The 23,473-nt window shown below is 36.6% G+C and carries 21 protein-coding genes and 1 tRNA gene; 6 read left to right on the plus strand and 16 right to left on the minus strand.

Translation table 11 applies throughout. The features are described from left to right. Window positions 1-75: 75 nt before the first annotated feature. The 5 genes from LB454_RS06380 to LB454_RS06400 form a co-directional block, all read right to left on the minus strand. Window positions 76-1,095, minus strand: a complete 1,020-nt coding sequence (locus LB454_RS06380) for a hypothetical protein (RefSeq protein ID WP_224463775.1) — start codon at window positions 1,093-1,095, stop codon at window positions 76-78. Between the two features lie 140 nt (window positions 1,096-1,235). After that, complete coding sequence (locus tag LB454_RS06385) at window positions 1,236-2,243, minus strand: zinc-binding alcohol dehydrogenase family protein (protein WP_224463776.1); 1,008 nt, start codon at window positions 2,241-2,243, stop codon at window positions 1,236-1,238. A gap of 138 nt (window positions 2,244-2,381) precedes the next feature. Next, entirely contained in the window at window positions 2,382-3,080 is a 699-nt protein-coding gene (locus tag LB454_RS06390) for a hypothetical protein (protein ID WP_224463777.1), read from the minus strand. A gap of 318 nt (window positions 3,081-3,398) precedes the next feature. Then, window positions 3,399-3,650, minus strand: a complete 252-nt coding sequence (locus LB454_RS14135; protein ID WP_224463778.1) for a GIY-YIG nuclease family protein — start codon at window positions 3,648-3,650, stop codon at window positions 3,399-3,401. Between the two features lie 174 nt (window positions 3,651-3,824). Then, window positions 3,825-3,906: transfer RNA gene (locus tag LB454_RS06400), tRNA-Leu, on the minus strand. A 132-nt stretch (window positions 3,907-4,038) separates the two neighbouring features. Between LB454_RS06400 and LB454_RS06405 the strand changes: the two genes are divergently transcribed. The 5 genes from LB454_RS06405 to LB454_RS06425 all read left to right on the plus strand — a co-directional run bounded on the left by LB454_RS06405 (window position 4,039) and on the right by LB454_RS06425 (window position 8,624). Beyond that, on the plus strand, window positions 4,039-4,980 hold the full coding sequence (locus LB454_RS06405) for a ribose-phosphate pyrophosphokinase (protein WP_224463779.1): 942 nt from the start codon (window positions 4,039-4,041) through the stop codon (window positions 4,978-4,980). 23 nt (window positions 4,981-5,003) lie between these two features. After that, window positions 5,004-5,663, plus strand: a complete 660-nt coding sequence (locus LB454_RS06410; RefSeq protein ID WP_224463780.1) for a 50S ribosomal protein L25/general stress protein Ctc — start codon at window positions 5,004-5,006, stop codon at window positions 5,661-5,663. A gap of 71 nt (window positions 5,664-5,734) precedes the next feature. After that, on the plus strand, window positions 5,735-6,361 hold the full coding sequence (gene pth / locus LB454_RS06415; protein ID WP_224463781.1) for an aminoacyl-tRNA hydrolase: 627 nt from the start codon (window positions 5,735-5,737) through the stop codon (window positions 6,359-6,361). Window positions 6,362-6,367: 6 nt separating this feature from the next. Beyond that, complete coding sequence (locus tag LB454_RS06420; RefSeq protein ID WP_224463782.1) at window positions 6,368-7,306, plus strand: bifunctional riboflavin kinase/FAD synthetase; 939 nt, start codon at window positions 6,368-6,370, stop codon at window positions 7,304-7,306. Next, the gene (locus LB454_RS06425; protein ID WP_224463783.1) at window positions 7,299-8,624 is read left to right on the plus strand and encodes an HTTM domain-containing protein; all 1,326 of its coding nucleotides are present in this window, start codon (window positions 7,299-7,301) and stop codon (window positions 8,622-8,624) included. Before LB454_RS06420 ends, LB454_RS06425 begins: the two co-directional genes overlap by 8 nt. Window positions 8,625-8,666: 42 nt before the next feature. On the opposite strand, the gene LB454_RS06430 is transcribed toward LB454_RS06425, so the two are convergent. From LB454_RS06430 to LB454_RS06455, 6 genes are all read right to left on the minus strand, one after another. Continuing rightward, window positions 8,667-9,476 carry a Rossmann-fold NAD(P)-binding domain-containing protein gene (locus LB454_RS06430; protein WP_224463784.1) on the minus strand — a complete coding sequence of 270 codons (810 nt, stop codon included), beginning with the start codon at window positions 9,474-9,476 and terminating at the stop codon, window positions 8,667-8,669. Further along, window positions 9,476-11,797 (minus strand): M20/M25/M40 family metallo-hydrolase, encoded by a 2,322-nt coding sequence (locus tag LB454_RS06435; protein WP_224463785.1) that lies wholly within the window; start codon window positions 11,795-11,797, stop codon window positions 9,476-9,478. The genes LB454_RS06430 and LB454_RS06435 overlap by 1 nt, the downstream gene beginning before the upstream one ends. Continuing rightward, window positions 11,794-12,147: a DUF223 domain-containing protein gene (locus LB454_RS06440; protein ID WP_224463786.1), complete on the minus strand. Its 354-nt coding sequence runs from the start codon at window positions 12,145-12,147 to the stop codon at window positions 11,794-11,796. The genes LB454_RS06435 and LB454_RS06440 overlap by 4 nt, the downstream gene beginning before the upstream one ends. Window positions 12,148-12,227: 80 nt before the next feature. Further along, window positions 12,228-14,126 carry an OmpA family protein gene (locus LB454_RS06445; protein ID WP_224463787.1) on the minus strand — a complete coding sequence of 633 codons (1,899 nt, stop codon included), beginning with the start codon at window positions 14,124-14,126 and terminating at the stop codon, window positions 12,228-12,230. Between the two features lie 18 nt (window positions 14,127-14,144). Continuing rightward, entirely contained in the window at window positions 14,145-15,053 is a 909-nt protein-coding gene (locus tag LB454_RS06450) for a PorP/SprF family type IX secretion system membrane protein (protein WP_224463788.1), read from the minus strand. Between the two features lie 30 nt (window positions 15,054-15,083). Further along, entirely contained in the window at window positions 15,084-15,464 is a 381-nt protein-coding gene (locus LB454_RS06455; protein WP_224463789.1) for a T9SS type B sorting domain-containing protein, read from the minus strand. A gap of 174 nt (window positions 15,465-15,638) precedes the next feature. On the opposite strand from LB454_RS06455, the gene hflX reads away from it, so the two are divergent. Then, window positions 15,639-16,871, plus strand: coding sequence for a GTPase HflX (hflX, locus tag LB454_RS06460; protein ID WP_224463790.1), 1,233 nt, complete (start codon window positions 15,639-15,641; stop codon window positions 16,869-16,871). Here the strand turns inward: hflX and LB454_RS06465 are convergent. Genes LB454_RS06465 through LB454_RS06485 form a run of 5 tightly spaced genes read right to left on the minus strand, consistent with a single transcriptional unit; the run spans window position 16,868 to window position 23,412 of the window. Beyond that, entirely contained in the window at window positions 16,868-17,278 is a 411-nt protein-coding gene (locus tag LB454_RS06465) for a response regulator (protein ID WP_224463791.1), read from the minus strand. The two genes, hflX and LB454_RS06465, sit on opposite strands and share 4 nt — an antisense overlap. Window positions 17,279-17,284: 6 nt before the next feature. Next, complete coding sequence (locus LB454_RS06470; protein WP_224463792.1) at window positions 17,285-18,295, minus strand: PAS domain S-box protein; 1,011 nt, start codon at window positions 18,293-18,295, stop codon at window positions 17,285-17,287. Further along, window positions 18,292-18,729 carry a response regulator gene (locus LB454_RS06475; RefSeq protein WP_224463793.1) on the minus strand — a complete coding sequence of 146 codons (438 nt, stop codon included), beginning with the start codon at window positions 18,727-18,729 and terminating at the stop codon, window positions 18,292-18,294. The genes LB454_RS06470 and LB454_RS06475 overlap by 4 nt, the downstream gene beginning before the upstream one ends. Before the next feature lie 11 nt (window positions 18,730-18,740). Next, window positions 18,741-19,940: a sensor histidine kinase gene (locus tag LB454_RS06480; RefSeq protein ID WP_224463794.1), complete on the minus strand. Its 1,200-nt coding sequence runs from the start codon at window positions 19,938-19,940 to the stop codon at window positions 18,741-18,743. Then, window positions 19,912-23,412, minus strand: a complete 3,501-nt coding sequence (locus LB454_RS06485; RefSeq protein ID WP_224463795.1) for a PAS domain S-box protein — start codon at window positions 23,410-23,412, stop codon at window positions 19,912-19,914. The genes LB454_RS06480 and LB454_RS06485 overlap by 29 nt, the downstream gene beginning before the upstream one ends. Between the last annotated feature and the right edge of the window lie 61 nt (window positions 23,413-23,473).

Here is a 23,473-nt window from a genome sequence, read left to right on the forward strand (position 1 = left end):
GATAGGTTTTGGTTTAGGTATTAAAATAGAACTAAAGTTATGTGCTGTATATCACAAAATAAATTCGAATTCGTCTTAAAACTCAAAGCTATCCTCGAGTTTATAAGGATAAGATCTAATCTTATATTTAGATTCTCCAGAACATTTTTCATTATAATAAAACTTAAACTCCTTAAAAACTGGCAAGTAAGGAACCATTGGAACGTTGAGTTCTTCCATGGACCAGTCGAAGATACTTATATAAGTATTGTCTTCAAATTCCATTGATTTGAACGAGGTTGCATTAGCGGACAAACAATTTGAATTCAAATACAAGTAATCTGAATTTCCACTATATAAGCTGAAAGAAGTAAAAGGTGAATACTTACCAAAAAAACTTAAGACTGGTAATAGCACTAAGAACAGTAAATAAAAAGCACCTTTCAAATTCATGAAATGTCTTACATTAACCCTGAATGCATGTTCTTTTATAAATAAAATTGCGAAAAAGATCATTAGCACATTCCATGGCCAGATGATAGAATTAAAATTTATCCCCAGTGGACCCAGAGCCCATAATAGAAGAAGATGCATTATTATCAAAAGTCTCCAGCCAAGCTTTCTATACCTCGTCCATATAAGCAGACCTGCAAAAATTTCAATGAGAGGTAAAACCAGCCCTGCAGACTTTACTAACCGATGATAGGCGATTTCTGGGGGGACTCCAAGATAGTCAATGAGAAAAAACTTACCCCACATAAAGTTGACGTAACCCAAATTCAATTTATGCAGTCCACTGAATACATAAGTTGCTGAAAGCAATAAGAAAAAATAGGATTTGAATGCTTTGGGTTTGAGGACGCATATACTTAATGTGATCAAAAACTGGAAAAGTGTAGGTTGCCACCGCATCTGATCCAGACTCATTAGAAAAATCTCCAAGGCGAGTACAACAATTAAAAAACCTTTTGTTGGTTTTATGAGGGCACCGATCAAAGCTAAGACACTCAGGATTGCAATTGAATCTGATAATTGATCAGGGATATGACTCAGAAAATCAAGGACAGGAAGTTCCGGAAAAGTACGCTCCCAGGATAACCATAAATTAAAGGACATAGCTTTAAAAAGAATCCAAAATAATAGGGTAAGTCTAATTACTGTAGACTTAAAGCTATGGATATCGATTAGGTTCACTTAATTTTTCGATTAGAATCTAGTGCTAAAATAAGAGAATTAAACTTCTCATTTTATTTTCCCTAAAACCCTTCCAACACAATTTTACCTTTAGATTTTCCAGATTCAAGCAATTGATGGGCCTTTCTCAGATTTTCTGCAGTTATCACTCCAAAATGTTCTCCCTTGGTGGTTTTGAGCGTTCCATCATCGACTAATTCTGACACTTTATTCAGAATATGATGCTGTTCGATCATATCTGGAGTTTGGAATAAAGACCTGGTAAACATCAATTCATAATGAATAGACACTGATTTGGGTTTGAATGCCGTAGCGTCCACTACTTTAGGATCGTCTATAAATCCAAATTTTCCCTGAGGATTGATAACTTTCACAATTTCATCAAAATGCTCTCCTGTTGCATTAATACCGATCACATAATCTGGATCGGAAAGTCCTTCTTTTTTAAATTCTTCGCTTAATTTGTTGCTATGGTCAATCACCATATCGGCTCCCAGATCTTTAAGCCAGTTTTTGGTGACGTCTCGAGAGGCGGTTCCAATCACTTTCAACTTGGTTAGCTTTTTTGCCAGTTGAACCATAATCGACCCTACTCCACCAGCAGCACCGACAATCAAAATGGATTTACTGGCATCTTGCTTGTCTACCTGTACTCGATCAAAAAGCATTTCCCAGGCCGTTAAAGAAGTTAAAGGCATAGCGGCGGCATCGGCGAAGGAAAGTTGGGTTGGTTTTTTACCTACAATGCGCTCATCCACCAATTGAAACTCTGCATTACTTCCCTGTCTTTTGAGGTCACCAGCATACCAAACCTCATCCCCAACATTAAATAGTGACACTTCCTCACCGACTTGTTTTACGATACCAGCTGCATCCCAGCCTATAATTTCGTGTTCTCCATGGCTAAGCTTTCTGTTTTTTCTGATTTTAGTGTCGACTGGATTTACAGATATAGCTTTCACTTCTACCAAAAGATCTCTGCCTTTAGCTTTGGGTTTTGACACTTCAATATCCTGAAGTGCTGCCTTATTTTCTATGTCTAAATTTTCTTTAAATCCTATAGCTTTCATACGTCAAATTTTAAGTACTAAACTAGGATGATAAAGTCGAAAAGCCTGTTATAGGATGTATAAAAGTTGGAGGTTTTCGGTCCTGTAGAAATATTTAGTATTTGGGATATTTGTACTAATCTCAATTAATGAAGTTTATTAACTAGAGTGTGAGTTAATTTCAACGTAATCGGCAAAAATGATATCGATAATTATGATTTTATCCCAATATGCTGATTTTAATTTCTCAGTATCCTTAATGTGCCTTAGCGATACATCACCTGAACTTGATAATCCAGTTGAAATTAAAAGCCATTTTTGGTCATATGTATCATTCCATTTTTGTATTTTTTCTGTTTTAACTTTTATTATAGGTATAAACCATTCAACTATAGGCGGAGTGAAATCTGAAGCGATAAAAGATGATATTTTAGTATTAAAATCTCCAATTTTTTTAATAAATATTCGTCTAATATTTACAGAAGGTTCATCTATTTGTTCAGACTCAATATGTTCACTTAAATTTAAACTAACTGTATTCACTTCTGAATCAATAGAAGTTCTTTTGGAAGCTATAGATTTGTAATTAATTGAAAATAAAAAACCTCGAGGAAATTGTTCAAATAATTTTACTCTTATTTTTTGATGTAATTCATTTAAAAAACTCTCTCGCTCTCGTAAACTTGATCCTTTTGAAGCGTAATCAGGATAGAATTCAGTTACTTCACATCCGATTTTATTCCCTTTTCCTTTTAAAATAAAATCAGGAGATTCAAATTCTTCAATTTCAAAGGATTGATTGGATGCATTTAGATATTTTTCAACTGCTAATTTTTCTAAATCTTTTGGACTACGCATAGTTCATTTTCTGCTTACATCGTTAAAAGTATAGTTTTTAAAATTAAAACTAAACCTAGATATGTATTCTCTTTTTCAGCTTAATCTTCAGGCTTAAAACATTCTCTTCAACTTCATTAGTACATATTCCTCACCAAGCTGGATATTGAAAGCTAATGAAAGGCCTTAAGCAATGTATCGCGAGGTATAAAAGTTAACGTGAGCAAAATCAAAAAAAAAGAAAAAGGAAAATCCTGAAAATAAAAAAGCCTCCCGAAAGGAAGGCTTTGTACCTAGGGCGGGAACCTGCCTTCCAAGGAACGCAGGCAGGTCGAACCCTCATAATAACAAATCTCTCATAGCTTTCAATTTCTTTTTGCCACTTCCCCCCTTCCAGTATTTTTCTCTTATTCTAGCTTCTTTCCTATCAGTACATTCTTCAGTATAAATCAACAAGAAAGGGGCGTAAGGTCGAGTAGTTTTATTTAAACCTTTTTGATGAGTTTGACACCTTTCAATAACATTCGAGGTTAGTCCTACATAAATATAATTATGTCCTAGACTGGCTAAAGCATATACAAAGTAGGTCATTGAAAAATAAAAAGGAAAATACAACTTCAGGTTGTAATTACAAAGCCCTCGAAAAAATTCGAGAGCTTTGTACCTAGGACGGGAACCTGCCTTCCAAGGAACGCAGGCAGGTCGAAACTCTCTTGTAGTTGGTGTTGCATCAAAATAAAAAAGCCTCCCGAAAGGAAGGCTTTGTACCTAGGGCGGGAATCGAACCCGCACATCGTAAGATACTGGGTTTTGAATCCAGCGCGTCTACCAATTCCGCCACCTAGGCATTTTGGAAGTGCAAAAATATAAAAATATTTCTTTCCTTACATAAAATAGTACGCTTATTTATATCCAACTTCAATTATTTATCTAAATTTGCAATCCATAAATCCAATATCCCTCAAAAGGTCAAACAGTTATGGCAGACGTAGAAAAAGTCGCGAAAATTTTTGCTTGTTCTCAAAGCACTGTGTTAGCAGAGTCGATTGCAAAATCTTATGGAATTCCACTTGGTAGTGTGAATACCATGCATTTTAGTGACGGCGAGTTTCAACCCTCTTTCGAAGAAAGCGTTCGAGGTTCGCGTGTATTTATCATCGGTTCTACGTTTCCAAATGCAGACAATTTGATGGAAATGCTATTGATGCTCGATGCTGCCAAGCGTTCATCGGCCAGACACATAACGGCAGTAATGCCTTATTTTGGCTGGGCCAGGCAGGACAGAAAAGATAAACCTAGAGTTCCTATCGCTGCCAAAATGGTAGCCAAAATGCTGGAAACGGCTGGTGCTACAAGAATCATCACTATGGATCTGCACGCCGACCAAATCCAGGGCTTTTTTGAAAAACCTGTGGACCATTTGTATGCGTCTACGGTGTTTTTACCATATTTAAGAAGCCTCAAGCTAGACGATCTTACGGTTGCTTCTCCAGATATGGGTGGCTCCAAGAGAGCTTATGCCTACTCTAAATTTCTGGAAAGTGATGTGGTGATTTGCTACAAGCAAAGAGCTAAAGCCAATAAAATTTCACATATGGAATTGATTGGGGATGTGACTGGCAAAAATGTGGTTTTAGCAGATGATATGGTAGATACGGCAGGAACCTTGACGCACGCCGCCAACCTGATGATGGAAAGAGGCGCCAAAAGTGTGAGAGCGATTTGTTCGCACCCCGTTTTATCTGGCAATGCTTACGAAAAGCTAGAGGATTCCAAACTTGAAGAATTGATTGTTACGGATAGTATTCCGTTGAAAAAAGACAGTCCAAAAATAAAAGTACTAAGCTGTGCAGATTTGTTTGCAGATGTGATGAAAGCCGTCCATTACAACAAGTCTATAAGCAGTAAGTTTTTAATGTAGTTTAATTTAATTTAATTTTTTTTATGAAATCGATTACGATCAAAGGATCTAAAAGAGAAAGCGTAGGCAAGAAAGCTACGAAAGCCTTACGTAATGCTGGAGAGGTCCCTTGCGTTATTTACGGGGGGGATAATATCGTGCATTTTTCTGCGCCAGAAGTGTCTTTCAACAAGTTGATTTACACTCCCGATGTACACACGGTAATTGTTGACCTTGAGGGTAACAAAACCAATGCTGTACTTCAAGACATTCAATTCCACCCTGTGACAGATGAAATTCTGCACATTGATTTCTACGAATTCCACGAAGGGCAAGAAATTACTATGGAAATTCCTGTTCACTCTGAAGGTGTTCCTAAAGGTGTGAAAAATGGTGGTGTTTTAAGGTTTAACTTAAGACGTATGACTGTAAGAGGTCTGGCCAAAAATCTTCCAGATTATATCGTTGCTAACGTAACTCCTCTTAAAATTGGACAAAAACTTTACGTTACTGCAGTTGCTAGCGAAGATTACAAAATCATGCACCCAGACAACACTGTTATCTGTCAGGTAAGAACTTCTAGAAACGTTTCACTCATCGGTGTTGACGAAGACGAAGATGACGACGAAGCAACAGAAGGTGAAGAAGGAGCAGAAAGCTCTGCTGAAGGTGGCGATGATGCTGCTGAAGAAAGCAAAGAATAAATCCCGGATTTATAATTTACTTAAAGCATCCTGTTTTTCAGGATGCTTTTTTATTTTTACAAAAAATCTAGATGAGAGCTTTTTTTGCTAAACTTTTATCCAAAAACAAAACAACAGAAGACGTTGACCCTATGAAGAAGTTTTTGATTGTTGGACTCGGTAATCCGGGCCCTAAGTATGAAAATACGAGACACAACATTGGATTTAAGATCTTGGATACTTTAGCTGAAAAAAGAGAGATTACTTTTGAAGCCGATCGCTACGCCGACAAAGCGGAGTTCAATTTTAAAGGTAGGAAATTTGTCCTTATCAAACCCAGCACATTTATGAACCTAAGCGGCAAAGCAGTGCGCTATTGGCTGGACAAAGAAAAAATAGCCATTGGAAATTTAATGGTAATCACAGATGATCTCAATTTAAGCTTTGGAACTTTAAGGCTGAAAGCAAAAGGCAGCGATGGCGGGCATAACGGCTTAAAGAGCATTCAGGATTTATTACAAACCACAACCTACCCGAGGTTTCGTTTTGGCATAAGTGATGAGTTTTCGAAAGGAAATCAAGTAGACTATGTGCTTAGCGAATGGACTTCAGAAGAACAAGACAAGCTAAAAGAACGCCTGGAAACGTCATCAGAATTGATTCTTTCATTTGGAACAGCTGGGATTCACAATACCATGAACAGCTTTAACGGAAAATAGACACACGTGAAGATTTACAATAAGGTTTCAGAATTTGACGCATCCATCCCAACAGTAGTTACGATTGGGACTTTTGACGGGGTTCACCTCGGTCACAGAAAAATCATACAGCGCCTGGTCGATTCTGCACAAAAAGAGAATCTGCAGACAGCGCTCCTTACCTTCTATCCTCACCCAAGAATGGTCCTTCAGCAAAGTGCAGATTTAAAGCTGATCAATACCATAGAAGAAAGAAAAATCATTTTGAAAGAAACGGGGCTCGAGCATCTTATTGTTCATCCGTTTACGATTGAATTTTCCAGGCTTACCGCTAGAGAATATGTTGAAGACATTTTGGTAAAAGGACTCAATGCTAAAAAAATAGTCATTGGTTACGATCATCATTTCGGCAGAAACAGAACAGCAGATATTGACGATTTAAAGGCATTTGGAAAGGAATTCGGCTTTGAAGTGGATGAGATTTCCAAGCAAGACATAGAAGATGTGGCGGTGAGTTCTACTAAAATTCGGCGCTCCTTAGAAGAAGGCGATCTTGAAAAAGCCAACGAATACCTCACTCGTCCTTTCTTTCTTTCGGGAGAAGTGATACGTGGAAAAGGCCTTGGTAAAAACATGGGCTACCCCACTGCCAACCTCAAAATTGAAGAATCTTATAAACTAATTCCTAAAGAAGGAGTTTATGTAGTGGCTTCGGTTATAGACGGTGACAAAAGATTTGGAATGATGAATATCGGCACCAACCCCACAGTTGGCGGTCAGGAGCGTAGCATAGAAACCTACTTCTTTGATTTGGACATGGACCTTTATGGCAAACATCTCCACATTCAACTTTTGAAACGTATACGAAGCGAGGTGAAATTTGATGGTTTGGAAGCTTTGATCAAAGCCATGAAAGCAGATGAAGTTTTTGCCAGGAATTACATTAAAGTACTGAACAATGAATAGGCTCCTCTTTAAGCAGGTTGATAATTCTCCACTTATTGTGTTTAGAATTTTTTTCGGTTTGCTTATTGCTCTGGAGGCCTGGGGAGCTATTGCCACAGGTTGGGTAAGGCGAACGCTTGTAGAGCCTCAGTTTACTTTCAATTTTATTGGTTTTGATTTCCTTCAGCCCCTTCCTGGTCCTGGAATGTATTTCTACTTTGGATTGATGGGCTTGTTTGGCATCTTTGTGATGTTAGGGTTCAAATACCGATTTAGCATTATTGCTTACACCTTGCTCTGGTCATGCGTGTATTTCATGCAAAAAACCTCCTACAACAACCATTACTACCTGCTTATACTTTTGTTGATTTTTATGTGTATTGTTCCTGCGCATAACTACTTTTCTATAGATGCAAAAAAGAATCCTGAGCTCAAAAGCATCAGCATGCCCAATTGGGTTGTGCTCTTTATTATTGGTCAGATTTGGATTGTTTACACCTATGCGAGTCTCGCAAAATTATACCCGGACTGGCTGGACGGGACATTTCCTGAACTACTCATGAAAGGAAGAGCCCATTATTGGCTCATAGGCGACCTGCTCCAGGAACCCTGGGTGCACATGAGCATTTGCATTTTTGGTATTTTATTCGACTTGCTTGTTGTACCGCTATTGCTTTGGAAACGTACCAGAAAAGCTATGTTCATAGCTAGTATTTTCTTTCATCTTTTCAATAGTATCGTTTTTCAAATTGGGATTTTCCCGTATATGTCGTTAGCATTTACCGTGTTTTTCTTTCCAAAGGAATACATCCATAGAAAATTTCTAAAGTCAAAAGCCTTTTATGAGGATGCTGAAGTAAAGACTCCTCATTTGGCGCCTCTGCTTAAAACATTTTTCGCGATCTGGTTTACAGTTCAGCTCATTCTGCCTGTAAGGCATCATTTCATCGAGGGTAACGTCTTCTGGACAGAAGAAGGGCACAAATTAAGTTGGAGGATGATGCTACGCTCAAAAGGCGGCTTTGCCAGCTTTAAAATTAAAAACCTCAACACAGGTAAAACTGAATACGTCAAACTGGACGAGTATCTTACAACTAAACAAAGGCGTAATCTTTTAAAACCCGATGGTATTTACCAATTTACACAAAGACTGAAAAAAGAATACGCTGAAAAAGATATTCCTATCGAGATTTACGCCCGAGTAAAAGTGAGTTTAAACGGCAGAAAAGCTGCTTTTCTCATAGACCCAAAACTTGATCTTACCACCATAGAATGGGATTATTTCTTTCATAATGAATGGGTTCTTCCCCAGCCTGATAGTATTTCATGGGGGAGATAATTGAGAGTTGTGTTCATCTTTGATAAAGGTCGATCATTAAGGTCAAACTTTTTTAGAAAAATGTAATCCCAGTTCTCTAGCCGTCCACTTCATACTAATACGTTTCCCTATTGAAGGAGTTTCAAGATCAAATTCTGGAATTGGCAAGTCCAATTCTTCAGCCTTTTTTTTATAATACTCTTGTTTAGAAAGTTGAACTTCTTCAACCCCATGAAATACCATCCCCAGTTTTGGTTGACGAATGATTTCAGAAATCAGGAGCATACAATTTTCCAGGTGAATTAAATTGACAGGAGCATCAGGATTTTTGATATCAGATCTGCCAGACAAGTAATTCACTGGATGTCTGTCTTCGCCTAGCAAACCTCCAAAACGGATTACACTCGTTTGTAACGTTTTCAAGTTCAAAAGCAACTGTTCTGCCCGGACTAGCTGGCTGTTTTCAACTTCTGCAGCTGTAAACTGATAATGCTCTGTGTAAGTAGGTAAAGACTCGTGATCCTGAAACACACCTGTGGAACTCACATAAAGTATTTTATTGATGCCTGATTCTGAAACTGCCTCCGTTACCCTTTTGAGTTTCGCAACAAAGTCTGAATTGGGGTGTCGCCTTAATCCTGGCGGGACACAGATAATTAAAATATTTGAATCTGCTAAAAAATTAAAAAAGTCTCCTTCAATTCGATCTTCATTCAAAACAATCTGAAAGGGTGAAATGCCTTCATCTTCCAAAACTTTCAGCTTCTCTAAAGAAGTTGTAGAGCCTTTAATGCTCCAGCCTTGTTCTATGAAATGTTTTGCAAGCGGCAAACCCAGCCAGCCACAGCCAAAAATTGATAGTTGTTTTTTCATTACAAACTCAATTTTTGCTTTACTATTATGGCATCGTTGACCACAAAAGGTTTAGAGATTTTATCCTTTGGTCGCTTTTTAACTGAGAAGTCCGGATGAGTCAATAAATCAAAACTAATTTCATTGATGACAAATTCCACAGACTTATCTTTTTGTATTTCAAACTCAAAATACAAAGGTTCCTGGTTTACCACGTAATAATCAATCACATTGGATTTGAATCGGTTTTGGTGCACGTGGTAAGCATTGGTTTTATCGCTATATGAATCGGCAGATTTACCATTGACTACAAAGCTTTCAAAATTGGTCATTGTTGTTTCTGAAACCACAATTCTATTTAAACTTCTGTTGAAATTCAAACTTACTCTGAATTTTTTCAAGTGAGGTTCTGAAGCTTCAAGGCTCTGAATGTCAAGATCGGATTTTGGAATGGGATTTAGTTCTGCTTCGGAGGATTTTGTAAATGATGTGCCGTATTTACTTTGATAATCTAATGGCGTGGATAATTCCTCATATGCTTCAAAATAAGGCAAAGTCCAGGTATCCAAATCATCATCATACGTATTCCAAAATGCAGTGTCAGACTCAGTATCCAGAGTGTAAACTAAACTATTGGGACGTGGACTATTTTCAGTAAAATAAGAATCCAGATGTGCTTTTATAAAAAAACCGAGAGCCACAAGTAATGCCATTGTAGCCACGCCTTTTTTTACTGAAAAATAACCAAATACAGGAAGCATATTTCCAAACAGTAAGACTGTAAAAAGTGCACTTACGACACTCATCTTTAATCCCAGACCTACAGGGAAAAACTGGATAAATGGTGCTATGATGCTTAAAGATGGTAGTATTAAAATCAGTAGAAAAAGATATGACGGCACTTGAAATCTTATCATCAAGAAAAAAGCCAATAGCGTAAATAAAAGAGGGATGATGAAAAAAGCAGCTCCTCTTAGATAAATATTCAAAAGAAATAAAACAATAAACCAAGTGAAAATTGGCGCGACTATAGAATTTTTAGGATTCAGCTTGTCGTCGAATAATTGATAAATCGTAAACGTGATGAAGAGGGTAATCGCTACAAAAACCACAATATAATCGTGACCATTGTAAGTAAAACCGTGCAACATGGAATTGTAGTCTGGATACAGTTGTAAAATTAACTTCCAGCCAAAAAAAGTCACTAATCCAGCGATAATCAAACTTAACAGCCAAGGCACAAAGCCTAAAAATACTTCTCTCCTATTCAAAGAATTGATTCTAAAACCAAAGAAAAGCAAACCGACAAATAAGATAAAACCAATACCATAAACAATCCAAACCCAAGAAAACGGATAATGTAAAAGCCCCACACCCGTTGCTGTAAAATAAACATCGTCCTGCTCTGACTTTAAATCTGACAAGTTTGAATTTGAAAATTTTGAAAGGGTTGCCATCAGGTAGTCGCCTTGATGCGCAAGTGATCGCTTATCCAAACGTTCGGGTACATCTAGACTTGTGTGATAGTCGTAATGATCGTCGATAAAAGCAAAGAAAAAGCTAGGTACATCGGCAATTTCTCTGAAAATGGTAGAATCTGTATCGTTGGGTAATAATTTATAAACGCTATACATCAGCGAATTGGCTAGCGGGTGATCGCCCTGTGCGTTTCCGAAGAGGTCGATGAGTTTGGAATTCCCATAATTGGTTTCTACAATCATATTGCTGGGTCCACCACTTCCTCGCGATTCAAAATTAAGAACCAGTCCAACGTCCTCTATCCAGGGATGTTCTTTTACAAAAAGTTCGGCGCCAGAAAGTCCAACTTCCTCCCCATCAGAAAAAACGATTATAATATCATTTTGAAATGTAGGATTTGAGGCTTTAAAAGCTCTAACTGCTTCTAGTATTGTAGCTACTCCAGAAGCTGCATCGGCTGCTCCGGAAGAGGAATGCACGGCAGAATCGTAGTGCGTCAACAGTAATAAAGCTTTGGAATTTGGATCTGGATCACTTGCTGATATTCTCGTGATGACATTTTCTGGTGCAGTTAGCACTCCACCTTTTGATAAAATAAACCCTTGCTGAGTTTGAACTTGAAGATCTAGTTTTTCCAGCTCATTGACGATGTAATTCCGCTTGGAGTTGTGGGCTCGGGAACCAATATAGTGAGGTTCATCGCCTATATTTTTAACATGCTCAAAGGCTCGCAGGGTAGAATATTCTGTAGGCTGAGTGGATAAATCTGTAATTTCTGAAGGGTACAAGTCGTAAAAAATATACCATACTGAAGCTGCTATCACTAGCAAACTGATAATCGCTTTGTAACCGCTTTTTCTCATCTATCTCTTTTTACAAGGGCGTAATAATCATCTTCCAGTGGCAAGTAGCCTTGGTCGTAAACAAAGTAGTACACATTACCGGTTTTGGTAGTGTAAAGGCTTGTAAAATAGGTGAAATTGAATCCCTTCTGAAGTAATTTATCTCGGGTGGTTTTTGTTTTTTGTTCTGTATTTATGCTTTTTAAAATCCTGTAGTTCTTTTTTAGAGCGTTATTTATATTTCTTACAACTTTGGTCGATTCACTATTCAACCGATTGTTGTAAGTGCTTCTACAGTAATCTGAACAAAACTTTTTGTCTATTCTTCCCGAAATGGGTTCACCACAAGAAAGGCATTTTGTTTTTTCCATAATAGACGACTTAGTGCTAGTAAATATAAAAAAATCCCTTAACAAAAAGTTGAAGGGATTTCGTATTGTGATTATTAGCTTTATTCTACAACTTCAAATTCAGATCGTCTATTTTCTTCATGTTCTTCTTCACTACATCCAGAGCTACAGTCGTTGACAGGCTCAGTTTTACCTTTTCCTTCCGAAGTTAACCTAGAAGCGTCTATACCGTTATCCACAAGATGCTTTACTGTATTTTCTGCTCTTTTTTGTGACAATTCCATATTATAAGAGTCTGACCCCCTTTCGTCTGTATGGCTTATAATATTGATGTTCAGCTCAGGATTTTCTTTCAAAATTGAAATTAATTTATCGAGTTCTAAAGCTGCTTCTGGTCGAATACTAGCATCATCATAATCAAAAAAGATACGCTCTTGCAAAATAAGCATTTCAGCCTCTGCAGCAGACATTTCTGGATCCAGAGCAACTCTCATGAGCATTTGAGCCTGAGGTACATCTATTGAATTTGACTGGCTTTTGTAGCCTTTCATATTGACCTGAAGATCAAAACGCTGGCCGGTGGGCAGGAAATTTTTGCTTATGCCACTAGATGAAGTCCTGTTCCTTGAGAACTCTTTCTGATCTTCTCCATAAAATATAACCTGAGCATCTTCTATGGACTCATTGGTTTTAGCATCAACTACTTCGACAAGAACTGAAGTCTGTTCCAGTGGATAAATCAAGTTTGCCGAATAAATATTATCTGTACGTTTGGCCTTCTTATCATCAGTTCTGTTGGAGGAAACATAGCCTTTTTCAACATTGGCATTATATGTAAATGCAAAATCATCTGCATTGCTATTTAGTGGAAGACCCAAATTTTGTGGTGGCAAAAAATCACCAGAATCTTTTTGGGCATAATAAACATCCAGACCTCCAAGACCTAAATGCCCATCACTTGAAAAATAAAGTACATTTGCAAAATCAACAAATGGAAAGTTTTCTCTTCCCTCAGTATTTATGGTTCCTCCCAGGTTTTCTGGTTCGCCAAAACTTCCATCCTCATTAATATCTACAACATACAAATCTGAAGATCCATATCCTCCAGGTCTGTCGCTGGAGAAATAAAGCTGCTTTCCATCTGGACTTAATGCGGGATTGGCATTAGAAAACGCTACATCATTAAACGGTAAATCTTCGACATCTTGAAAACTGCCATTAACAAGACTAGCTTTATAAATTTTCAAATGGTTGACCCCATTCTCATCTTTTTTATATTTCTCGTTTAAATAATCATTTCTTGTGAAATAAATTGTTGAACCGTCACTAGTGATGGCTACGGTTCCTTCGTGAAACTTTGTGTTGATATCGCCTTCGATTTCCTTTGGGTTTTTAAAGGTACCTGCAACGTTATCTGCTACAAAAATATCTAAAGCTGGCTCTTTGTCCCATCCGTAAGTTTTTCTAGATTCGTTTCTTGCTGATACAAAATAAAGTTTTCCTCCATTTTCATAAGCTCCAAAATCTGAATATTCTGAATTGAGGCTAAGCTTATTGAGCTCGAATCTCGGCTCCATAGATTGCAAGTCTGAAAGGTAGTCTGGATTTTCCAGGAAAGCTTTAGCTCTGGGGTCTTGCGGGTCTTTTTCAGCAAAATCAAGCATGGCTTGCTTGTACTTATCATCCTCTTGATTAATCAAAAGCGTTTGGGCATAATTATAATACACTTCTGCTTCAGCATTTCGGTTGCTTCTAAGGTATCGCTTATAAAATTGTTCAGCTTTTTCAAAGTTGGATGTCTTAAAATTGGCAATTGCCAATTGCTTATAGACATAAGAATTAGCCTTTCCTTTTTGAATTAGCTTTTCGTAGTCTTTGATAGCATCTACATATTCAAAACGATCAAAATGCTGATCGGCTTTTTTGGTATCGCTGTTTTGAGACCAGGAATTCAAGCTAGTTAAGCAACAAAGGATACTAAGTATATATATGGTTTTCATTGTAGAAATTATTTCAGATTAAAAATAACGAGGCGAAACGTAAGTTTTCTTTTTGAAGAAAATATCGAAAATGACAAAAGCTTCATAGGAAGGTTCTCTGAGGCTGGACTGAGTCGCATCATAAGCAAATCCAACCTGCATCCAGTCTGTAGGTCTTACACTCGCCAGAGCACTTATAGCGTCTTCATACCTGTAGGAAGCACCAACTTCAAACTTGTCATAAAACATAAAATTAGCATTTACATCAAATGAAACAGCTGAACTGAATTCTGATTTTATAAAAGTAGAAGGTTTGAATTTGATAAAATCATTCACTTCAAAAACATAACCAGCTGTAAGAAAATAATGACGTTCTTGAGATCCAAATTCATTCCCGTTGGTTTCCAGATGCGTTGATCTTAAGACATTTGGCGTAGAAAGTCCCACATAAAACTTATCGGTATAAAACAAAAGACCTCCACCTACACTGGCGTAAGTCTCATCTACATCTTCCTGGAAAGCTGGATCCATCTCGTCCTGAAAATAGAGATCTGTAAAACCAATACTTTGAAAGGTCGCTCCAGCTTTTAAACCAAAAGCTAATTTACTGGATTTACCCAGGTCTAAGGTATAAGATAGGTCTGCAAATACATTGGTTTGATCTACCGGACCATTTTGATCATTGATTCCAAAAAGTCCCGCTCCAAATCCTTTTCCTAATGGCGAGTGTGCATTGAAGGTGAAGGTTTGCGGCGCCCCTTGTACGCCAGACCACTGATCTCTATACAAAGCCCCTACCGACAAGCTCTCTTTAGAACCAGCGTACGCAGGATTTATGACATTCATATTGTACATATATTGAGTATACTGTGGGTCTTGCTGAGCAGAAATATCCTGAGTTGCCAACATCAACAGAGCTCCTAAAATAAGTATGTATCTAGTTTTCATAGAAAAATTTTCTTTATAAAACATTTAATTTTATTGTTCAACATTGATGTAGAGTGAACCTTCTTTGCTAGTACCATATTCTGGATCTTCAGCTTCAAAAGCTATAGCATAAAAATAATTTCCCGTCACCAGATCATCTCCATCGTCGTTTTGACCGACGAATTCATCTCTGTAGTTCGCCCTTTCGTAAATTTTCAGACCATTTCGGTCAAATATTTCAAGAGTTGCAATTCCTGTACGGTCTGCCAGGCAGGACAGGTCAAAATTGTCATTCACACCATCTTGGTTTGGTGAAATTCCTTGAGTGATTTTGCATTCATTTTGTGCCATGTCAAGTTCATCATCATCTGAGCTACAAGAATAAAACAAGGCTAAACAAGAGAAAACTATAAGGTATCTTTTGAGGTTCATAAAAGTTTGATTTTGTTATAATAAACGAATTAAGGAAATTTTTAGTATTTAATCTAGAATTAGTTCTAAAAGTTAAAAATATAAAGCCTTGCACTTTCAACTATCAATTTTGGAAATCTTAAAGTAAGAATAGAACTGAAGTATTTTTCATAATTTTGCCAATCAAATTTATATATGCTAGACGCTCAAGATACATCATACGAAACCGCAGTACTTATTGGAATAGTGAATCAATTTCAGAATGAAGAAAAATCCAAAGAGTACCTCGACGAACTCGAATTCCTAACCTACACCGCAGGAGGTGAAGTCCTAAAACGCTTCCAGCAAAAGCTAGACGTTCCACATCCAAAAACCTTCATTGGTAAAGGTAAACTTGAACAGGTAAGGGATTATGTAGAGGAGCACGAAATTGGTACTGCTATTTTTGATGATGAATTGTCTCCCGCACAGCAAAAAAATATTGAAAAAATATTGAAATGTAAGGTCGTAGACAGAACCTATTTGATCTTGGATATTTTCGCTCAGCGAGCCAAGACTAGCTATGCCAGCACACAGGTAGAGCTTGCTCAGTACGAATATCTGCTGCCAAGACTCGCAGGACTTTGGACGCATTTAGAACGCCAGCGAGGTGGTATAGGCATGCGTGGCCCCGGGGAAACTGAAATCGAGACCGATAGACGTATTGTAAGGGATAAAATTACTTTACTTAAGAAAAAACTGAAAACCATCGACAAGCAGATGGCTGTCCAGCGCGGAAACAGAGGAAGCCTTGTAAGAGTTGCTCTGGTAGGATATACCAATGTTGGAAAGTCCACCTTAATGAATGTGATAAGTAAAAGTGAGGTATTTGCTGAAAATAAACTATTTGCGACTCTTGATACTACAGTAAGAAAGGTTGTCATTAGAAATCTCCCTTTTTTGTTGACAGACACTGTAGGATTCATCAGGAAACTACCAACTCAACTTGTAGAATCTTTCAAGTCCACTTTGGATGAAGTAAGAGAAGCTGATTTGCTATTACACGTCGTTGACATTTCTCACGAAAATTTTGAAGATCACATAGAGTCTGTCAATAGCATTCTTGACGATATAGAAGCCCGAGATAAGCCAATAATCATGGTATTCAATAAAATTGACAGCTACGAACCCGAAGATTTTGACAAGGAGGATTTAATGACAGAAAGGTCTTACCAGCATTACACGCTGGAGGAATGGAAAAAAACTTGGATGCAACGACAAGGAGATAACGTCTTGTTTATTTCAGCGACTGAAAAAGAAAACATTGAAGAATTCAGAAAAAAAGTATACGATACTGTAAGAGACATTCACATCACGCGTTTTCCCTACAATAATTTCTTATATCCTGAATATGACGCCTATACTGGTGATGAAGATCTTGAGGATTAAATTTTTTCACCAAAAAGGGGTACCAATTCTTTGGTTTTTTTGAGGTCTTTGAGTTTATTGATGCTTAAAGGCTTCTCTACAAAACCTACAGCAGCTTTGTAAGTGTCTGCCTTTTCTTTGTCTGTTTGGTCTATAGATGACGTAACTACAAAAATATAGCAGTAACTGGTAAGCCCCAATCGATCCAGTTCATCCATAAACTCCCAGCCATCTAGCTTTGGCATATTAACATCCAGAAAAATTACAAACCTTTTGTTTTCTGCTTTGTTTTCAGAAATATAATTTAAGGTGGCGTAACCATCTTCAAAAGATTTAGGAGAAGCTGAAAATCCTGCATGAACCATCATTTTCTCATGTATAAATAATACCATCTTGTCGTCATCTACATTTAAAACTTCTAAATCCATTTTCACTCAGGTTTTGGGGTTGACTTGCTTAGCTTTTTCAGAGATAGATCTGATGACATCATCCAGCTCTTTCACAGTAATCTCGATTTCTTTTATCAGAAATTTCTGCTCATCCTTTGAGCACAATTCTGTATTAAAAAGTTCAATAATACCTAAAATTTTTGAGGCAGGGGACCTCATTTCGTGAGACTGTTGCCAGGCAATTTGTTTCAGTTTTTTGTTTTGTGCATTTAAGGCATCAAAATGAAGCAGTCGCTCTGTTATATCATTCGCAACAACGAGTTTGGCGCTTTTATTTCGAGATTGAAGAGTCTTAACAGTGATTTCAGCTTTTATTTCTTTACCAGATTTATTTTTAAGTATTAAATGGTCTTCAAAACTGAATTTGTTTTTAGGATTTGTTTCTTCAAAGGCTTCCAGGTAAGCATCAGTATTTTTACTGAAAAATAATTGGTCAAGCTGCATGCTAAGTAACTCTCCTTTGGCGTATCCGTAAAGCTGAACTCCTGCAGCGTTTACATCCATAATTTTTAAGGTATCTATATCATACACAAACATCGCCACGGGTGAGAGGTTGAATAAGTCGCTGTACTTCTTCTCAGACTCAAGAAGCTGGAGGTGGGTTTTTTGCTTTTCTATGGTATAGCTAATGCTTTTGAAAAGTGTATTCGTGTTTAATTCATCTTTAAATAGATAATCTGAAACTCCCAACTGAAGTGAATCCATGCAAAAATCAAGGTTGAGTGAACCTGTCATTATGATAACCGGAGTTCGACCGGCTATTGCAATAATTTTTTGAATCAATTGAGTACAGGATTCGTCTGGAAGAATCAAATCAAGCAGAATAACGTCAAAATCAGTATGAGCTAACAGTAATTTTCTGGCATCAGAGTAGTTGATCGCCAGTTCACAAGTAATGTTTTCAAAACGCTCTTCCAGGTATTCCTTTACCAAAGTATAATCTCCAAGATTATCTTCAACAATTAAAATCTTAAGCGCTTTGTTTGCGAGTGTCATGATAGTGGTAAACTTGGAAGATTAGCGTATTTCATCCAAAAATCCTCAATTTTTGAAACCGCTTTTGTATATCCAAGAGCATCCTGAGGCTTTGTGATATAAGAATTTGCATAATTCAAGTAGCAGGCATTGACATCAGTATCCAGGGAAGACGTTGTAAAAATTAACACTGGAATTATTCTAAGATCGTTGTGGTTTTTGATGGTTTTGAGCACTTCTAAACCACTAAATTTAGGGAGGTTGAGATCCAGTAAAATTAGATCTGGAGTAACCTCAGTTTCAAATAGAGATTTCTTAAACAAATGATCCATAGCGGCTTTACCATCGCTAGCAACCATGAGTTGGTACTTCAAGTTTGATGTTTCAAAGGCTTCGGAAAGCATCAAGACATCACCTTTATTATCTTCTACCAATAAAATTTTGAAAGGTTGCATAACTCAATCATTTATTTGGGAATATTAAAACTAAAAGTACTCCCTTTTCCAAATTCTGAATTCACTTCAAAATTCCCACCTAAAGTTAATACAATTTTTTTACAAGTTGCCAGCCCCATTCCTACACCCGAACTATTATTTCTGTCTTCTTTATAGAAAGGTTGAAAAATCTTTTCAAGGTTTTTCTTTTGGATGCCTTTACCGTTATCTTTTACAGTTATAATCCATTCATCAAGTTGGTCTTGAATGCTGACTTTCACCACTAGTGGTCTATCTGCGGACCTGTATTTTATGGCATTTCCTATCAGGTTTCTCAGTACAATAGAAAATAGCATCTTAGAAGTGTAGATGATTTTCAGGTTACTGAACTCAATTTTGATACCTTCTGACTTTATTGTTGGTAAATTCAAGTCTATTATATTTTGTACAATAGGCTTTATCTCAACCATTTGTTTTTCTTCACTTGAAGTTGTGAGCTTTGCAAAAGCTAGAATTTCATAAATAAGTTCCGTCATCTTTTGAGTACTCTGCTTCGTATAATCAATATATTGAAGTGCTTCCTCACCTAAGCTAGTGTTTGCATCTTGCTGTAAAAGTTCCAAAAAGCCCTGGATGCTGTCCAAAGGGTTTTTGAGATCATGAGCAATCGCATAAGCGATTTCCTCTGTTTGACTCTGATGCAACCTAAGTTGAGAATGCACCTTCTCAAGTTCAAGAGATTTCTTGCGAGATTCAAACAAGCGCTCTACCAGTTTTGATAACGATTTTAAGGCTTCAATCTGCGATGCTGAAAGGACTTTGGGTTTGGAATCTATTACACAAAGCGTACCCAGAGCAAGCCCTTCTTTGGTAGAAAGTGGCATGCCAGCATAAAAAGCAATTTTAGGTTCACCCTTCACTAGTGGGTTATCTTTAAAACGCTCGTCTTGAGTAGCATCGTTAACGATAAGCATCTTTTCAGGCTTGTTGATGGCATGAGCACAAAAAGCAACGTCTCTAGACGTTTGGGTAAGTTCTATCCCATGTCTTGACTTGAAGACCTGAGTTTTGGAATCGATAAGTGTAATAAGGGAAACTTTGGTTCCACATATATCTGATGCCAGTTTAGTAATAAGATCTAAGTCTTCGTCAGAGAAATTTTCAAAAAGTTTATGGCTTTGTAGTTCTTTAAGCCTTTCCACTTCATTTTTCGGTATGGGAGGTTTTTTCATTTTTTAATGACTTTTTTGGAAGTTTGATGAAGAATTTAGTTCCTTTATTTAACTCTGACTCCAAACTTATACTTCCTCCTAAATTGTTAATAATTTTTTTGACAATGGCCAAACCTATACCTGTACCCGAGTATTCGCTATGACCATGCAACCTTTGAAAAACTCCAAATATCTTTTCATAGTATTCTTCAGAAATCCCTATTCCATTATCTTCAACTACAAAGATATGCTGATTTTTATTCTCTTTGTAACAGACGCTGATAGTTGGTGCTAAATTTTCTTTGGAGTATTTTACAGCGTTTTCTATAAGATTCAAAAAGACTTCCTTCAATTCATATTCAACAGATAGTATCACTGGCATCTCCCCAACGCAAACCTCCGCCTCTTTCTCTTTTATAGCTTCAGATAAAAGCAGTTTTACCTCTTTCAAAACAAGTTCTAAATTGACTTCAGAAAAAGTAATATCATGTCTTCCTACTTTCGAAAATGTAAGCAGACCCTGTATGACTTGTCGCATTCGCTTGGCACCATCCACAGCAAAATTAATGTATTCTTTTGCTTTTTCATCCAGCTCTTCTCCATACTTCTCCTCTAGCCTTGTCATAAAACCTGTAATCATTCTAAGCGGTTCCTGCAGATCGTGAGAAGCCACGTAGGCAAACTCTTCAAGATCTTTATTGGATCTGCTTAGTGATTTTGCCTGATTTATAAGCTGATGATTTAGGTTTTCAAGTTTTGCCTGATACTCTCTGTATTCTGAAATATCTTGTAGAGTCCCGACCATTCTTATGGCTTTACCGATTTCATTTTTTATAAATTGGCCCGTATCCAACACATGTGCATAAGTCCCATCCTTCCTTTTTAATCTGTACTCTTCTACCCATTTACTTTCATTTTTATTTTCTAAAAAGCTATAAAAGGATTTTTCTATTCTTTTCCTATCCTTTGGATGAAGTTTTTCTAACCAAACTTCCTCTGCTTTACCAAACGCATTAGGATTATATCCAAACAGTTTTTTCAAACCCAAACTCCAGGACATTTCTCGTTTTTCAAGATCAAAATCCCAGACTGCATCTGTAACCGTTTCAGTTAAAATTTGAAACTTCTCATTTTGAGTCTTTAATAGACTCAAGTTATGATTATATAAAGTGACATCGGTCCCAACACAAAAAACGTCTTCGCTATCTTCAAGACTAAAAACAGTCCAGTCTACTCTCAATATAGAATCATCTTGAGTTATAATACCAATTTCATTTGAATAGTAGCCTTTATTATTTTTGGCGCTTATGATTAAATTCATTGCAACTTGTCGATCTTCTTCAGCGATAAAATCCATAAACGGAGTGTTCATAAATTCTTTACGACTATAGCCAAGACTTTCGCTTGCACGTGCATTGACTCTTTTTAAATATCCATTTTCTCCAGCAATACATAAAAAATCTGGAGTATATTCAAAAAAAGTACTCAGTTCATTCTCTGTTCGTTTTCTTGAAATCTCATTGGCAAGTTGCACTGAAAATTCGTCAAAAATTGTGTGAAGTGTTTCAGCCCTGGAGTAGGTGTCTGGAAATCCAAAAATCACTACACCTGCAGTTTCTCCTCTGGATTGTATTGGAAAACCGTAACTCAGTTCTACAATTTCATTATCTTCAGTAATGACAATACTATCATGAGTTTGAACTTTTGTTTGGGCAGTTTCAAAAATTTCCTGAGCAAAATCTTTTGATTTGAAATCCGTAAATTTTGAATCCTGATTTAAAAGTTTTCCATTTTTAAAACCAATAGATCTGGTCAATTTTTTAGAATAATGGTCTACCAGCCAAAATTCACAGAAATTGTTTCTTATTAAGCTCTCTATCTTAAGTGAGATTTTGCATAAGATGCTTTCTATTGCTTCATCACCTTGAAAACTCTGGTGAGTGAACATAAGGAGTTCCCGCTTCTCTTCATTTGTCTTTGTTTCGTTGACATTTCTATTGACAATCATCCAGTGTGTATACCAACCCTCATCATTCATAATTGGAGATATAGAAATGTTGTTCCAGAATTCTATATCATCTTTAGTTAGACTCAGGATATCTTCATCAATAGAGTTCCATTCACTAAGCTCTTCTTCTATTTTGGTAAACTTTTCCCGATTTTTTAGAGTTACGTAAAATTCCTCTGGCGTTTTGCCTAAGATACTTGAGATTTCAAATCCAAATAAGTTTTGGAAACTGGAGTTGGCGTAAACAATTTCAGATTCAAAAAAACTGTTGCTTTTCACTTTGGTAACAATAATGGAATCCTTTGTAGTTCCGACCAGTTTCTCAAGCAAGTCAAGATGATTTTCACGTTTCAGTGGTTTTGTTATATCTTGCAATGCCCCGACCAGTCGAATTGGATTTCCTTCATCATCCCTTACTATAACAATGTTTTCTCTTACGTGAGCATAGTCTCCTTTATGATTTTGAAAGCGATAAGCAAATGTCCATTTGAATAAGTTTGAATCTTTTAGGGCTTGGTCAAGACTCTCAAAAAAGGGATCAAAATCATTAGGGTGTATTTTAGATTCCCAAAACTCCTTTGACACTTTATTATCTTTTATCTTGTAACCAAAGAGGCGTTCATATCCGTCTCCCCAATAAAGTTCATCTTCATTTAAATTCCACTCCCAAACTGCATCAGAAGTTGCCTGCGCTGCCAGATCAAATCTATTTTTAGCACTGTTCAGTTCATTTTGTATCTTATAGCTTTCAGACACATCTGTAACTATAGATATCATTAAATTTTGATCATAAAGAGGAATGTTTTTTGCATTTACGATTTTAGTATCTCCACTCTTTGTAGTAATTTTTAAATTTTTCCATTGCATCTGCTCTGGGTTTCCAGACTCAATATCTTTTAGTATCATTCCAGATATTTTTTTCCGGTAAGCTTCATCTGGATAAACCTTTAGAAAAAAATTGTTTACATCCTTTAGATCTTCAATACTCCAGCCATAGATGTCAGTAAGCTTTTGATTTACATAAAGCGAAGCAGAATCATCTATACTATTTACACCTATTCCAATAGGTAAGGAATCAAAAATACGCTTATAAAAGTCAAGTTCTGAAGTTTTTAAATCTGTTTTTGGTTGGGATACTAGACTTATAAAAGAATAGTCATGGTTATCTAGAGTTATAAATTGAAATTCAAATTTATAAGTTCCTTTTTTAGAATTAATTTCAATGAAGTCTTTTGTATTTGATTTATGCAATTGATCCAACTTAACTATAAAAGCTGAAGAAGCTTCAGACTGAAATCCAAAAGTTGATTTTAAAAAATTTTCTAAGTCGATTTCATTTTGAAAATCCTTCTTATCGTCCGAATATGTTTTAAGTTTACTATTTAAAGCAATAACTTTAAATTTACCTTTGATAATTTCAATAAGAAAGGCAGGAAACTCAAAGAAGTTCAATACTTGTTCTAATTGAAATGATACTTGTGACATGTATTGATAGTTATTTAATTTTTTTTTCAGAAGATAGGCGTAATTAATAGAAATTGATCAA

The organism is Psychroflexus montanilacus (assembly GCF_020164535.1).
GTDB classification, from domain to species: domain Bacteria; phylum Bacteroidota; class Bacteroidia; order Flavobacteriales; family Flavobacteriaceae; genus Psychroflexus; species Psychroflexus montanilacus.

What these genes read in the sequence shown, in the direction of transcription:
- LB454_RS06380 (WP_224463775.1), bottom strand. Translation starts at nt 1,095, where the DNA reads ATGTCCTTTAATTTATGGTTATCCTGGGAGCGTACTTTTCCGGAACTT.
- LB454_RS06385 (WP_224463776.1), bottom strand. Translation starts at nt 2,243, where the DNA reads ATGAAAGCTATAGGATTTAAAGAAAATTTAGACATAGAAAATAAGGCA.
- LB454_RS06390 (WP_224463777.1), bottom strand. Translation starts at nt 3,080, where the DNA reads ATGCGTAGTCCAAAAGATTTAGAAAAATTAGCAGTTGAAAAATATCTA.
- LB454_RS14135 (WP_224463778.1), bottom strand. Translation starts at nt 3,650, where the DNA reads ATGACCTACTTTGTATATGCTTTAGCCAGTCTAGGACATAATTATATT.
- LB454_RS06405 (WP_224463779.1), top strand. Translation starts at nt 4,039, where the DNA reads ATGGCAGACGTAGAAAAAGTCGCGAAAATTTTTGCTTGTTCTCAAAGC.
- LB454_RS06410 (WP_224463780.1), top strand. Translation starts at nt 5,004, where the DNA reads ATGAAATCGATTACGATCAAAGGATCTAAAAGAGAAAGCGTAGGCAAG.
- pth (WP_224463781.1), top strand. Translation starts at nt 5,735, where the DNA reads ATGAGAGCTTTTTTTGCTAAACTTTTATCCAAAAACAAAACAACAGAA.
- LB454_RS06425 (WP_224463783.1), top strand. Translation starts at nt 7,299, where the DNA reads ATGAATAGGCTCCTCTTTAAGCAGGTTGATAATTCTCCACTTATTGTG.
- LB454_RS06430 (WP_224463784.1), bottom strand. Translation starts at nt 9,476, where the DNA reads ATGAAAAAACAACTATCAATTTTTGGCTGTGGCTGGCTGGGTTTGCCG.
- LB454_RS06435 (WP_224463785.1), bottom strand. Translation starts at nt 11,797, where the DNA reads ATGAGAAAAAGCGGTTACAAAGCGATTATCAGTTTGCTAGTGATAGCA.
- LB454_RS06440 (WP_224463786.1), bottom strand. Translation starts at nt 12,147, where the DNA reads ATGGAAAAAACAAAATGCCTTTCTTGTGGTGAACCCATTTCGGGAAGA.
- LB454_RS06445 (WP_224463787.1), bottom strand. Translation starts at nt 14,126, where the DNA reads ATGAAAACCATATATATACTTAGTATCCTTTGTTGCTTAACTAGCTTG.
- LB454_RS06450 (WP_224463788.1), bottom strand. Translation starts at nt 15,053, where the DNA reads ATGAAAACTAGATACATACTTATTTTAGGAGCTCTGTTGATGTTGGCA.
- LB454_RS06455 (WP_224463789.1), bottom strand. Translation starts at nt 15,464, where the DNA reads ATGAACCTCAAAAGATACCTTATAGTTTTCTCTTGTTTAGCCTTGTTT.
- hflX (WP_224463790.1), top strand. Translation starts at nt 15,639, where the DNA reads ATGCTAGACGCTCAAGATACATCATACGAAACCGCAGTACTTATTGGA.
- LB454_RS06465 (WP_224463791.1), bottom strand. Translation starts at nt 17,278, where the DNA reads ATGGATTTAGAAGTTTTAAATGTAGATGACGACAAGATGGTATTATTT.
- LB454_RS06470 (WP_224463792.1), bottom strand. Translation starts at nt 18,295, where the DNA reads ATGACACTCGCAAACAAAGCGCTTAAGATTTTAATTGTTGAAGATAAT.
- LB454_RS06475 (WP_224463793.1), bottom strand. Translation starts at nt 18,729, where the DNA reads ATGCAACCTTTCAAAATTTTATTGGTAGAAGATAATAAAGGTGATGTC.
- LB454_RS06480 (WP_224463794.1), bottom strand. Translation starts at nt 19,940, where the DNA reads ATGAAAAAACCTCCCATACCGAAAAATGAAGTGGAAAGGCTTAAAGAA.
- LB454_RS06485 (WP_224463795.1), bottom strand. Translation starts at nt 23,412, where the DNA reads ATGTCACAAGTATCATTTCAATTAGAACAAGTATTGAACTTCTTTGAG.